At 57.9% G+C, this 12,580-nt stretch carries 14 protein-coding genes and 1 pseudogene; 9 read left to right on the forward strand and 6 right to left on the reverse strand.

Going from position 1 to position 12,580, the window contains the following annotated elements:
- Positions 1-62 precede the first annotated feature (62 nt).
- Positions 63-551 (reverse strand): DUF3576 domain-containing protein, encoded by a 489-nt coding sequence (locus AC2FGE_RS13035; protein WP_496819641.1) that lies wholly within the window; start codon positions 549-551, stop codon positions 63-65.
- Positions 552-833: 282 nt separating this feature from the next.
- Between AC2FGE_RS13035 and AC2FGE_RS13040 the strand changes: the two genes are divergently transcribed.
- Both AC2FGE_RS13040 and AC2FGE_RS13045 read left to right on the forward strand, forming a co-directional pair.
- Positions 834-1,802, forward strand: coding sequence for a porin (locus AC2FGE_RS13040; RefSeq protein WP_496819642.1), 969 nt, complete (start codon positions 834-836; stop codon positions 1,800-1,802).
- 105 nt (positions 1,803-1,907) lie between these two features.
- Positions 1,908-2,567, forward strand: a complete 660-nt coding sequence (locus AC2FGE_RS13045) for a YggS family pyridoxal phosphate-dependent enzyme (protein ID WP_496819643.1) — start codon at positions 1,908-1,910, stop codon at positions 2,565-2,567.
- Here the strand turns inward: AC2FGE_RS13045 and AC2FGE_RS13050 are convergent.
- Positions 2,551-3,051, reverse strand: coding sequence for a L,D-transpeptidase family protein (locus AC2FGE_RS13050; RefSeq protein ID WP_496819644.1), 501 nt, complete (start codon positions 3,049-3,051; stop codon positions 2,551-2,553). The genes AC2FGE_RS13045 and AC2FGE_RS13050 overlap by 17 nt on opposite strands.
- The gene (gene ribA / locus AC2FGE_RS13055) at positions 3,048-4,142 is read right to left on the reverse strand and encodes a GTP cyclohydrolase II (RefSeq protein ID WP_496819645.1); all 1,095 of its coding nucleotides are present in this window, start codon (positions 4,140-4,142) and stop codon (positions 3,048-3,050) included. The genes AC2FGE_RS13050 and ribA overlap by 4 nt, the downstream gene beginning before the upstream one ends.
- A gap of 159 nt (positions 4,143-4,301) precedes the next feature.
- Here ribA and AC2FGE_RS13060 point away from each other — a divergent pair, with 159 nt between their 5' ends.
- Entirely contained in the window at positions 4,302-4,988 is a 687-nt protein-coding gene (locus AC2FGE_RS13060) for a response regulator transcription factor (protein WP_170533404.1), read from the forward strand.
- A gap of 201 nt (positions 4,989-5,189) precedes the next feature.
- On the opposite strand, the gene AC2FGE_RS13065 is transcribed toward AC2FGE_RS13060, so the two are convergent.
- Positions 5,190-5,642, reverse strand: a complete 453-nt coding sequence (locus AC2FGE_RS13065) for a helix-turn-helix transcriptional regulator (RefSeq protein ID WP_496819741.1) — start codon at positions 5,640-5,642, stop codon at positions 5,190-5,192.
- Positions 5,643-5,744: 102 nt separating this feature from the next.
- Positions 5,745-5,903: pseudogene (locus tag AC2FGE_RS13070) on the reverse strand (HTH domain-containing protein); the annotation flags it as partial.
- Between the two features lie 86 nt (positions 5,904-5,989).
- Here AC2FGE_RS13070 and AC2FGE_RS13075 point away from each other — a divergent pair.
- The 5 genes from AC2FGE_RS13075 to AC2FGE_RS13095 all read left to right on the forward strand — a co-directional run bounded on the left by AC2FGE_RS13075 (position 5,990) and on the right by AC2FGE_RS13095 (position 9,849).
- Positions 5,990-6,934, forward strand: coding sequence for an alpha/beta fold hydrolase (locus tag AC2FGE_RS13075; protein ID WP_496819646.1), 945 nt, complete (start codon positions 5,990-5,992; stop codon positions 6,932-6,934).
- 281 nt (positions 6,935-7,215) lie between these two features.
- Positions 7,216-8,004, forward strand: coding sequence for an exodeoxyribonuclease III (locus AC2FGE_RS13080; protein ID WP_496819647.1), 789 nt, complete (start codon positions 7,216-7,218; stop codon positions 8,002-8,004).
- A 76-nt stretch (positions 8,005-8,080) separates the two neighbouring features.
- Positions 8,081-8,998 carry a thioredoxin gene (gene trxA / locus AC2FGE_RS13085; protein WP_496819648.1) on the forward strand — a complete coding sequence of 306 codons (918 nt, stop codon included), beginning with the start codon at positions 8,081-8,083 and terminating at the stop codon, positions 8,996-8,998.
- A 27-nt stretch (positions 8,999-9,025) separates the two neighbouring features.
- Complete coding sequence (locus AC2FGE_RS13090) at positions 9,026-9,667, forward strand: LON peptidase substrate-binding domain-containing protein (protein ID WP_496819649.1); 642 nt, start codon at positions 9,026-9,028, stop codon at positions 9,665-9,667.
- Positions 9,664-9,849, forward strand: coding sequence for a Trm112 family protein (locus AC2FGE_RS13095; protein ID WP_496819650.1), 186 nt, complete (start codon positions 9,664-9,666; stop codon positions 9,847-9,849). Before AC2FGE_RS13090 ends, AC2FGE_RS13095 begins: the two co-directional genes overlap by 4 nt.
- On the opposite strand, the gene AC2FGE_RS13100 is transcribed toward AC2FGE_RS13095, so the two are convergent.
- Positions 9,846-11,072, reverse strand: coding sequence for an FAD-dependent monooxygenase (locus AC2FGE_RS13100; RefSeq protein ID WP_496819651.1), 1,227 nt, complete (start codon positions 11,070-11,072; stop codon positions 9,846-9,848). The genes AC2FGE_RS13095 and AC2FGE_RS13100 overlap by 4 nt on opposite strands.
- A gap of 88 nt (positions 11,073-11,160) precedes the next feature.
- Between AC2FGE_RS13100 and AC2FGE_RS13105 the strand changes: the two genes are divergently transcribed.
- A complete protein-coding gene (locus AC2FGE_RS13105; protein WP_496819652.1) occupies positions 11,161-12,489 on the forward strand; it encodes an amidase in 1,329 nt (442 codons plus the stop codon).
- Positions 12,490-12,580 lie beyond the last annotated feature (91 nt).

Consider the following 12,580-nt stretch of genomic DNA (forward strand, 5'->3'; position numbering starts at 1 on the left):
TTAGTGAATGAAAACGCCGGGTCAGAACCCGGCGTGGTATTAGAGCGTATTTCGTCGGGTTGCTAGAACTTACTGTCTGCAATGCGTAGCTGACGGGCACGGGACAGGATCGCATCTTCGACCGCGCGCGCGGTCGCATCGCTGACCGGCGCGCCGCCGCTGCTCTGCAATGCGACCGACAACGACCGCGCGGCAAGGGCCGGGTCGCTGATATGCACGGTTGCTCGGTAAGAGCGTCCTCCACCTGGGGGGGTGCCATACCCCGTCACGATCACGCCGGTGAAGGGATCAACCTCTTGAATGGGAAGAAAGCTGAGAACATCCAGTGAAGCGGACCAAAGATAGCGATTCACATTGGTTGTCTGCTCGGCGGTGCTGCGATCAAACACATCCCAGATTGTAGTACGCTCAGGGTCGTTCAATTCGCGCTCAGCTGACCGGCTACTGTCGGTGTTGCGATAAACGGGGTTCGGCGCAGCGCTTCGATTCGGGCCACAGGCCGAAACGGCGGCAATTGTTGCAATCAAACCCAAAATCGTAGGCACACGCATTGTAAGCAGGTCCTGTTTTCACTCGCTGTCATCGTCAGGGGATACTCCTAACTAAGGTCCCTGTGTGCAACAACCCTATTCTTTGGTATTTATTGAGTGTGCAGTTGGGCAGCGGGGCGAGAAGGTGACTGTGGCATCCTTGCACCAATATTTTGTCAATGACAGCGCGTTGATTAGGCCAAGCTTGCGCAAAGGGGGCAAAAAAAGCGAAACGATGTCCGTGCTGAGACATGTGCTAGGCATGTGTCGAGTAGATAAATCTTTGAAACCGAGGGAAACAAGATGAAAAAAGTTCTCTTTGCAACGACGGCGCTGATCGCGACCGCAGGCGTTGCAGCAGCAGAAGTTAAGTTCGGCGGCTACGGTCGTTTCGGTATTGGCTACGCTGAAGACCGTTCGACTGACGAAAACGTAAGCGACACCATCCTGGTCTCGCGCTTCCGTCTGAACATCGACGGCATCGTTGAAACCGACGGCGGCGTACGCTTCGAAGGCCGTGTTCGTGTGCAGGCTGACGAAGACTCCGGCAACGGCGAAGCAAACGCAGCTGGCCTGAACGGTGCACGCTTCTCGGTCATCTTCGGTGGTCTGCGTGTTGACGCGGGCAACGTAGCTGGCTCGTTCGACAACCTGGCAAACTACTACGGTAACGAGCCTGGTCTGGAAAACTTCATCGGTCAGTACTCCGGCGTTGACTATGACTTCCTAGCCTACTCGTCGACTGGCGCAGGCGCAAACGCTGTGTTCTTCCAGTACGCAGTTGGTGACTTCGCGTTTGGCGCGTCGTACGACCAGAACGTTGGCAACGTTGGTGGCGACACCACCCTGAGCGGCATTGACCGTTGGGACCTGAGCGCGACCTATACCTTCAACAACATCACCGCAGCACTGGCCTATGGTCAGACCGATGCTCCGGCTGGTGGTGAGAAGAGCACCCTGACCGTCCTGACCTTGGGCGCAGAATTCGGTGACTTCTCGGGTACTCTGTTCGTAGCGGACGATGATGTTGCAGATGACGCAGAAAACGGCACTGCATATGGCTTCTCGCTGGCCTACAACGTTGGTGCAGCTCTGACCCTGACCGCAGCTTACGGTGACGGTTCGGCTGACAACGACACTCAGCAGTACGGTATTGGTGCCATCTACGATCTGGGCGGCGGTGCATCGCTGCGCGGTGGTATCGGCAACACCAAAACCGGCAACGCAGACAGCCAGCTGAAAGCTGACTTCGGTGCTCGCTTCGACTTCTAAGTCGATCTGAACCACAAGGTTCTTGGGGCGGGTCTTCGGACCCGCCCTTTTCTTTTTCCGTCCCATGGTGTTCTGTCGCCTCAGAAAGCAGATTCAAGGAACACCATGTCGCTGCAAGACATCATCACCCGCATCACCAGTGCCGAAGCCAAAGCTGGGCGCGATCCGGGGTCGGTCAAGCTGATCGCTGTTTCCAAGGTGCAGCCGAATGAGCGGGTGAAGGCTGTGCTAGAGCAGGGCCATCGTTGCTTCGGTGAGAACCGGGTGCAGGAGGCGGCGGGTAAGTGGCCGATGTTCAAGGAACAATTCGAAGGAATTGACCTGCACCTCATCGGCCCGCTGCAAACCAACAAGGCACGTCAGGCGATGGAGTTATGCAACGCCATCCATTCGGTTGATCGCCCGAAGCTGGCCAAGACTCTGGCCCGACTGGCGCAGGAGATCGGAAGCTGCCCCGCGCTTTTCATTCAAGTAAATACAGGTGAAGAAGAGCAAAAGGCAGGGATTTTACCGTTGGAGGCGGATGGTTTTATCGCCGAATGCCGCGCGCTTGATCTGCCCATCCAGGGCCTGATGTGTATACCGCCGGTCGAAGAAGAACCTGCATTGCATTTTGCTCTGCTGGCCAAAATCGCAGACCGAAATGGTTTGACGGGCCTGTCGATGGGGATGAGTGGTGATTTTGAACAGGCTATCGCACTGGGTGCCACCCATGTACGCGTTGGTTCGGCAATCTTTGGGGAACGCGTCAAACCTCAGGGATGATCAGACGCGTGCCGAGGTTAATGCGGCGCGCCATCCAACGCAGGTGGTCGCGCCGAAAAGCGACACAGCCTTCGGTCGGATATCCGGGTCTGCGCCATTGATGGATAAAAATAGCTGACCCGCGACCCGGCACCGCATTGGGCCAGTTCCAGTCTATGATCAGAACCAGATCATAAAGCGGATCGGCGCGTCGCAGCTTCTCATGACTATACCCATAAGATGCTGTTACCAAAGAGTTATAGCGATTATCCGATATATCATCTGACCACAGATCCCATGGGCCAATGGGCCGGGCCCATGCGGTGGGCGCAGTGATGCGGTCAGGGCGATAGAGCATGCCGACGATGCGATGGGTCCCGGTCGGGGTGGCGCCATCGCCTTCGCGTTTGTCGGCGCTCAGCCCCCCTTTCCCGATCGAACAGGGAAAGACACGACCCAAAAAACGGACCCCACGCGGGGTCAGGATCAGGTCACCAGGTGTCAAAGCAGATGCCCGGACTTCGCGGCCTTGGTGGCCAGATAGCCTCGGTTATGTACAGTTTCACCGACCTTCAGCGGCACACGCTCGGTTACAGCGATGCCGGTTTTTTCCATCATCGCGATCTTGGCAGGGTTGTTCGTCAGCAGTCGAACCGAGCTGAAGCCCAGCGATTTCAGGATGTCCGAGCCCAGACGGAAATCGCGCTCGTCGTCCTCAAAGCCCAGCCGATGGTTGGCCTCGACCGTGTCAAACCCCTGATCCTGAAGAAAATAGGCGCGCATCTTGTTGGCCAACCCAATCCCGCGACCTTCCTGATTCAGGTAGAGCAATACGCCTGCGCCTTCGTCCCCCATCTGCGCCAGCGCCCCGCGCAGTTGAGGCCCACAATCGCATTTAAGGCTGCCCATCAGGTCGCCCGTGAAGCAGGCTGAATGCAGGCGGGCAAGGACCGGCTTGCTGCGATCCGGGCGTCCAATTTCGACGGCGTAGTGTTCTTCGCCCCCGTCTTCAGGACGGAAAACATGCAACCGCCCGGCTTCTGACACCTCCATCGGCAAGCGCGCGGCGACGATTTCATGCAATGCGCTGCGCTCGGCCAGATGCGGCGCGGCGCGCGCGTGATCGATACAAGTCAGCCCGCGCTCAGTCGCGAAGGATCGACCGTTTTCGACAGAAACGACCACCGCAGCGGGCAAGAGGCGCGCGGATTTGGTCAGAGTGATGGCGATGCGATGCAGATTGGCGCTGCCCTGCCGCTCGGTCATCAGCGGGCCTTTCATGGGTGCGTTCAGATCGTCCGACGGGTCAGCAACGGCTTGCACCCAACTGATATCTGCGTCCGCAGGAACAAGAACCCGCGCCAGATCGCCGTCATAGGCCCGCGCCTTCAGCGTCTCAGCACGCCGTCCGGTGATCGCCACCACGGGCGTGCCTCCGAGCTTGCGCAGATCGGCCAGCCGCTGAGGGCTGAGCGTCTCGGTCGACGCTGCCAACACGCAAAACCCGGTATCATCGGTCAGTGCCACCGGCACGCCCATGCGCAAATCGGCCCGTGCGCGGGCCAGCAATTCGGTCATGTCAGGGCTAAGACTCATCGATGATACCTTACAACATCCGGCGAATTACTATCGGTTTCACCCGAAAAGTGAAACATTTCCGCTGCGTCCGACACGAAGGCGTGAGACGATTGCAGCAAAGCTTGCTGATTGCATATTCCAAACGCAAGTGATGGAAAAGGCTTAGGAGGACCGCAGATGGCTCAGCTCAAGAAAATCCTGCTGGTGGATGACGACGAAGACCTGCGCGAAGCGCTTAGCGAGCAACTGGTGATGACCGAGGACTTTGATGTCTTCGAAGCCTCAGACGGTGCATCAGCGATGGAGCGGGCCCGCGAAGCGATTTACGATCTGGTCATTCTGGATGTTGGCCTGCCCGATACCGATGGGCGAGAGCTGTGCCGCCTGATGCGTAAGCAAGGTGTCAAAAGCCCGATCCTGATGCTGACCGGCCATGACAGCGACGCAGACACCATCCTGGGCCTGGATGCCGGTGCCAATGACTATGTGTCTAAACCCTTCAAATTCCCGGTTCTGCTGGCTCGTATTCGCGCGCAACTACGCCAACATGAGCAATCTGAGGATGCCGTATTTGTGCTGGGGCCGTATACCTTCAAGCCCGCGATGAAGATGCTGATCACCGAGGAAGACCGGAAAATCCGGCTGACCGAGAAAGAGACCAACATCCTCAAATTCCTGTATCGCTCGACCGATGGTGTGGTTGCCCGCGATGTGCTGCTGCATGAGGTCTGGGGTTACAACGCGGGTGTCACGACCCATACGCTGGAAACGCACATCTACCGCCTGCGTCAGAAAATTGAGCCCGATCCGTCCAATGCGCGCCTTTTGGTCACAGAATCGGGCGGATATCGATTAGTATCTTGATCGCCTATGGATTGACTTGGATCAAAGTGATACTCTGTACTCATAATTAGGTTACTCCCATCCCGCACATGTCCGGGTTATGACATGTACCTCCCTGTTGGACTGCCGGGCCTTATGGCCCGGCTTTTTTCTTAGGCTAGGTTGGTAAGATTCCTGCTTTGAGCCCAATGTGCATGATGCTGCATGACGCACCAAGGTCCGCTAAGCGTATCGAACTGGCTGCACACCCGCATCGAATTCAATCCGCCGCAGCCGAAATGTTGGGCCCTCTGCGACGTCAGGTCGGCCGATCCTATCCATTCGAAAATGCCGAACATTTTCACGGCTTGGGTCCCATGCAACCAGATACCAAAGCGGCGGCAAGATCAGCATGGCCTGAGGTTCGACGCAGCGCTGCGTCTTTGCGCCTTTTGCATCGACGTAATCGAATTGCAGAGACAACCGTTCAAGAAATGCCCGCTCAAAAGCAGGGAGCAGCCCACTATCGATCTCTCCGACATTCGAGATATCGACTTGCGGCGCCAGTGGCCCAACATAGAGGCATTCCAACAATCGTCGGAGGTCGCGCAGCTTGTCTGGCGGCAGGGATTTCTCGATCTTGGAAAGCCCGCTGTCAGCCAAGCGGGCAAAGGGAAGCGATCCGGCGGCACGCATGCTCGATATGCCAATTATCAAGGCGAAGACCTCAGGCACAGACAGTTTGGCCGTTGTTTGTACCGACGTAGGGTCAAGGTAGAGTCCCCCGCCACGGCCCTGCTCAGCGATGATTACGTAGCCCTCGTCCCGGAGGGCAGAGAGATCGCGCAAGATGGTGCTGCGCGATGCCCCAACTTCTTCACACAAAGCTTCGATCGTGGACGCCCCGCCTCGGCGGAGGCTTCGGACGATAGTGGCTTGTCGGGATTGGCTTTTCATTTTCCAAGTCTACTACAGAAAGGCGTCAGAACTTGATACCTTTAAGGGTTAATCCGGTGTTACCACAATCAATCCGGAATACCACCATGACTACGATCCCCAATTTTCCTTCCCCCAAAATAGTTGCCCTGAATGGCATTGAGCTCGAGGTCTTTGAGGCCGGGCAAGAGAACAAGGGCAACCCCATTGTACTGTGCCACGGTTGGCCTGAGCATGCCTTTTCCTGGCGTCACCAGATGCCAGCACTTGCTGCGGCAGGATACCATGTCATCGTTCCTAACCAGCGTGGCTACGGCAACTCTTCGCGCCCTGAGGATGTGACACAATACGACATCGCGCATCTGACGGGCGACCTTGCAGCACTTCTGGATCATTACGGATATGACGACGCGGTCTTCGTGGGACATGACTGGGGCGCAAACGTTGTTTGGAGCATGGCGCTCCTACATCCAACCCGCGTCAAGAAGATCATCAACCTCGCACTGCCCTATCAAGCTCGGACACCGATGCCGTGGATTGAGTTCATGGAAACCGTGTTTGGGGAGGACAATTACTTTGTCCACTTCAACCGCAAACCCGGCGTTGCAGACGCCATACTGGACAGCAATGCCAGATCGTTTCTACGCAACCTTTTCCGCAAGAACTTGCCAGCGCTGCCACCGGATCCTGGGATGATGATCATCAACCTTGCGCGGGCAGATGCACCGATGGGAGAGCCTGTGATGAGCGACGCGGACATCGATGTGTTCGTATCTTCCTTCGAAGAAACTGGCTTCACCGGGAGTATCAACTGGTACAGGAACATGGATCGAAACTGGCACCTTTTAGCGGATGTCGGTCCAATCGTTCATCAGCCTGCATTGATGATCTACGGGACGCAGGACATGATCCCTCCCTCTGAGAACCTCGCGGATTTTGTCCTGGATGTTGAAGTGATCAAACTTGAGTGCGGCCACTGGATCCAGCAGGAAAGACCACAAGAGACCACAGATGCAATCCTTGGCTGGTTGGCGCTCGATCTGGCCACCTAAGCCTAGGAGGTCTGTGCCCTCCCGCTCGCTCGGAAGGCACAGGTCATCGCGATGTCTTCGGCCCAAAAATGTGAATGACGGAATTTGTGTTCTAATGCCCGGGCGAGAACCTCCGTGAGACCGGCAGACATGAAAGCGGCCATTGGTGCAGCCAAAGCGAAAGATCACTTTGTCCGCATAGCTGTCATTTATAGGCCTGAGGTTTTCGGCACGTTTTTTGATAGCACCCCATCCCACACCACGCTAACCTTCGCCCAATCGCGACAGAGGAATGCCAACCCATGCCCTTCACCCTTGCCACCTGGAACATCAACTCGGTCCGTTTGCGTGAGCCTATCGTGCTGAAATTGCTGCAGGAAGAGGCTCCGGATGTGCTGTGTCTGCAGGAATGCAAGTCTCCGGTCGAGAAAATCCCGACCGAAGGCTTTGCGGAGCTGGGCTACACCCACATGGTTGCGCGTGGTCAGAAGGGGTACAACGGTGTCGCCATCCTGTCTCGCCTACCGATGGTGGAAGTGGGCGACAAGGATTTTGCCGGTCTCGGCCATGCCCGACATATCGCGGGGCGGTTGGAGAATGGGGTAACGATCCACAATTTCTACGTCCCGGCGGGCGGGGACGTGCCGGATCGTGAGGTGAATGAGAAGTTCGGGCAGAAGCTCGATTACCTTACCGATATGCGCGACTGGTTCCATGCGGAGAAGCCAGAGAAATCCATTTTGGTGGGCGATCTGAACATCGCCCCGCGCGAAGATGATGTCTGGTCGCACAAGCAACTGCTCAAGGTTGTCTCGCACACGCCGATTGAAGTTGAGCAACTGGCCGAAACGCAGGACGCAGGCGGTTGGGTCGATATCACCCGTCAGGATATCCCCGAAGGGCAGCTCTATAGCTGGTGGTCTTATCGCGCGCGGGATTGGGATGCGGCAGACAAAGGGCGGCGGCTGGATCACGTCTGGGCCACGCCGGATATTTCGAGCGCAGGCCATTCCAGCCGTATTCTGCGCGATGCGCGCGGTTGGGAGAAACCCAGCGATCATGCCCCGGTCTTCGCCAGTTTCGATCTGTAACTGTACAACTCGGCCCTTGGTTTCTGCGCCAAGCGGTTGCATATAGGGCGCAAGTTTGAACGAAAGAGTATTTGCCATGGACCTTCTGAACAGCTCAGACAGCACCGCCGCCACCGATCTAATCAAGGATGGATCTGAGGCGACGTTTATGGCCGATGTGGTCGAGGCGTCGCAGGAAACCCCTGTGATCGTTGACTTCTGGGCCCCGTGGTGTGGCCCGTGCAAGACGCTTGGGCCCTTGCTGGAAGAGGCCGTGACCGCCGCCAAGGGTGCGGTGAAAATGGTCAAGATCAACGTGGATGAGGCGCAGATGATCGCGTCGCAAATGCGCATTCAGTCGATCCCCACCGTTTACGCGTTCTTTAAGGGTCAGCCTGTTGACGGGTTTCAAGGGGCTGTGCCGGGGTCCGAGATCAAGGCCTTTGTAGACCGGGTGATCGAAGCGGCAGGCGGCGAAAGCCCAGGCGGTCAATTGGAGGATGCTGTTCAGGCCGCCGAAGAAATGCTGGCCGAAGGGGCCGCTGTCGATGCGGCGCAGACGTTTGCTGCCATTCTGGGCGAAGATCCCAACCATGCGGCGGCCTATGGCGGCTTGGTGCGGGCGCATATCGCATCCGACGATTTGGAACAGGCCGAGGCGATCCTGAACGGAGCCCCCGCAGAAATTTCCAGTACGCCCGAACTGGAAGCGGCCAATGCTCAACTGGAACTGGCGAAACAGGCCGCGGATGCCGGTCCGGTGGCTGAACTGATGGCAACGGTCGAGGCCGAGCCTGACAACCATCAGGCGCGTTTCGATCTGGCGCAGGCTTTGCATGCCAATGGGGATGTCGAAGATGCCGTGGCACAATTGCTGGAACTGTTCCGCCGGGACCGTGAGTGGAATGACGCAGCCGCCAAGACCCAGCTGTTCACAATCTTTGAAGCGCTCAAGCCCAATGATCCCATTGTTCTGAACGGGCGGCGCAAGCTCAGCTCGATGATATTTGCCTAATTCCCGATCAGAGCTACACTCGGATACATGATGCATCCAGCCGACCTGCCGGAAACGGTATCCGTTTTTCCATTGCCCGGGGCGCTGTTGCTGCCTCGGTCTCGCTTGCCGCTGCATATCTTTGAGCCGCGTTACCTGCAGATGCTGGACGATGCGCTGAAGACCAAGGAACGGCTAATCGCAATGGTCCAGCCAAACCCGTCAGTGAATGATGAGAAAAAGTTGCATCGGATCGGATGCGCGGGGCGTGTTACCCAGTTTTCCGAAACCGAGGACGGGCGCTATTTGATCACCCTGACCGGGATATCCCGGTTCCGCATCAAATCAGAGCTTGATGGATTCACACCATATCGACGCTGCGAAGTGTCCTGGGAAGGGTTTGATCGCGATTTGGGGAAATCCGAGAAGGATGACGGGTTCGACCGAACCCGGTTCCTGACCTTGCTGGAACGGTTCTTTGACTCCCGTCAGTTGTCGACCGATTGGGATTCGCTCAAGGATGCAGATGATGAGCTTTTGGTGAACTCCCTGTCGATGCTGATGGATTTTGAGCCAGAGGATAAACAAGCCCTGCTTGAGGCCCCATGCCTGCGGACCCGGCGCGAGACCTTGGTGACACTGATTGAATTCGCCATGCGCGGCGGATCAAATGAGGAAACTTTGCAATGAGCGATTCCGCGAACGCTTTTGATCGTCATATGCTTGAGGCGCTGGTTTGCCCTCAGACTCAGACCACCTTGCATTATGATGCCGAAAAGCAGGAGCTGGTGTCCAAAGCCGCAGGGCTGGCCTTTCCGATCCGAAATGGCATTCCTGTGATGTTGGTCGATGAGGCGCGTCAGCTAGACTAAATCGAGCGTCCTTGCAGAAGCTTCGGCAGGTCTCCGGTCAGCCCTGCGGCCTCGCGCACGAAACCGCGGCGTAATCCGGGCAGAGAGCCAACGACCCCCATCCCGATATCCCGCCCAAGCCGAAGCAGCGGATTGTCGTTCGAAAACAGCCTGTTGAACACATCCGTCGCCATGGCGAGCGAGGCGGTATCGAACCGTCGCCATTCCTGATACCGCTGCAGCACGAGGGTCGATCCAATTTCTTCACCACGCCGCCCGGCCAGTGTCAGCACTTCGGCCAGTGCGCCCACGTCACGCAGGCCGGCGTTTAGACCCTGCCCGGCAATGGGGTGCATCCCATGTGCGGCGTCTCCAACCAAAGCCAGATGATCGGCGATGAAAGAATTGGCGATGGTTAGGTTCAGCGGATAGGTGAATCGATCGCCGTGCAGGCGAATATCGCCCAGGAAATCACCGAACCTTGGGCGCAGCACCTGCAGATACTCGGCCTCGGGCAAGGTGTTGATGTGATGCGCGGTCTCGGTCCGTTCGCTCCAGACAATCGAGCTGCGGTTGCCGGTCAGCGGTAGAATAGCCAGCGGGCCGGGCGGCATGAAGAACTGATGTGCGATGCCGTGATGTGGCAACTCATGTTCAATTGCACAGACTAGAGCGGTTTGCCCATAGTCCCACCCGGTGCGTTTGATACCTGCCCGCGCCGCCGTACCGCTGCGACGACCGTCACAGCCGACCAGCAACTGCCCTGCGATCGTGGTGCCGTCATCCAGTGTCAGAACCGCCCCGCTCGTACTTGTTTCCTGCGCTACAACGGTCTTGCCGTCGATCAGGGTGATGCGCTCGTCCTCGGCCATTGCGCCCAGAAACGCGCGGCGCAGGTGGCGATCTTCGACCATATAGCCCATTGGGCCTTCTTCGATTTCGGCATGGTCGAAATGCATGAAAAAGGGTGATGGGCCTGCACCCGCATGCCCGTCGGTCACTTTGATCTGAAGCATGGGCTGGGCGTGTTCGGCTACGCGATTCCATATGCCGATTGCATCCAGCAGACGCTGAGAGGCTAACGCCAAAGCATAGGCCCGCCCGTCAAAACCCGCATTTTTGCGTATCTTTTCGGCCAGCGCATCAATCACAGTCACCGAATGCCCGGTTTGGGCCAGCGCCAGCGCCAAGGCGGGGCCGTTCAAGCCGCCGCCAACGATCAGAATGTCAGAGCCTCGTGTCATGCCCCGCACTATGCGCGCCCTTTCGGGATTGTCCATGTGCGGTCCTGTCGCTACCGTCCGGTTCAGCCAAAAAAGAAGGAGCGCGGTGATGCAGGAATGGTTGGTGATGACAGCCTGTGATCTGGGTCGAGGTATTGGCATGGGGCAGATCGACCCGGTCGAGCTGACTGAAACCTATCTGGCTGCCATTGACGCCCACCCGCATCGTGACCGTATCTATGCCCGCGTCACCCATGATCGCGCACGGGCCGAGGCGAAGGCTGCAAAGGACCGCGCCGCCTTGGGATTGCGCCGGTCGCTGCTGGATGGCGTTCCGATCAGTTGGAAAGATCTGTTCGATACCGCCGGTATCGGGACCGAGGCGGGATCGGCCCTGTTGAAAGGCCGCGTGCCCGAAACAGACGCCGTGGTTGTGCGCAACGCCACTGCGATGGGTACGGTTTGTTTGGGTAAAACCCATATGAGTGAGCTTGCCTTTTCCGGCCTTGGCCTGAACCCGATCACCGGCACTCCGCCTTGCATTGATGATGAAGAGGCTGTGCCAGGCGGGTCATCCTCGGGTGCGGCGGCCTCGGTGGCCTGGGGGTTGGCGGCTTGCGGGATCGGATCGGATACTGGCGGATCTGTTCGCATTCCGTCGGCGTGGAACAATCTGGTGGGGCTGAAAACCACCGCGGGGCGGGTCAGTCTGGAAGGAACTGTGCCGCTGTGCCTGCGCTTCGACACAGTTGGTCCACTGGCGCGGTCGGTCGAGGACGCAGCGCATATGTTGGCCTTGCTAGAGGGCGGCACACCTGCTGATCTGCGCGGTGCATCACTGGTTGGACGCCGCTTTGCCGATCTACAAAACGTGGCCAAGGATGACCTGCGGGATGAACCGCGCAAAGCCTATGAAGGGGCACTACAACGCCTGATGGATGCCGGGGCCGAGATTGTTCCGCTTGAGGTGCCCGAGTTGAACGAGGCGATGGGCCTGTCGGGTGTGCTCTACACCACCGAGGCATATGGTCTGTGGAAAGACGTGATCGAAGCCAATCCCGAGGCGATGTATCCCGAGATTTTGGAACGGTTCCGCATGGGACAGGCCCATTCCGGGCCGGACTACGTTGCAGCCTGGTCCAAACTCAAAGCCTGTCGGGCCGCATGGGATGCGGCCGCTGCCGGGTTTGACGCCGTTCTGGCCCCCACAGCGCCTATTCTGCCGCCCAATCTGGACAGGTTGATGAATGATCACGAATACTACGTGACCGAGAACCTGCTGGCTCTGCGAAACACCCGCATCGGAAATCTGATGGGACTGGCGGCCCTGACACTGCCGATCGGTACACCGGGTTGCGGGTTGATGATGCTGGGCTATCCGGGGTCGGAAGAGGCCCTGTTGCGGGTGGGATCAGCGGCGGAAACCACATTGGCGTGAATGCCACAATCCCCTGATTCGACGTCTCTTTGTCTGGACGGGGCGGGGTCTGATCTGTACTCTGTCAAAAAACGGGGCGAAAACGATCCCG

It is taken from the genome of Ruegeria sp. YTSA075 (genome assembly GCF_059610245.1).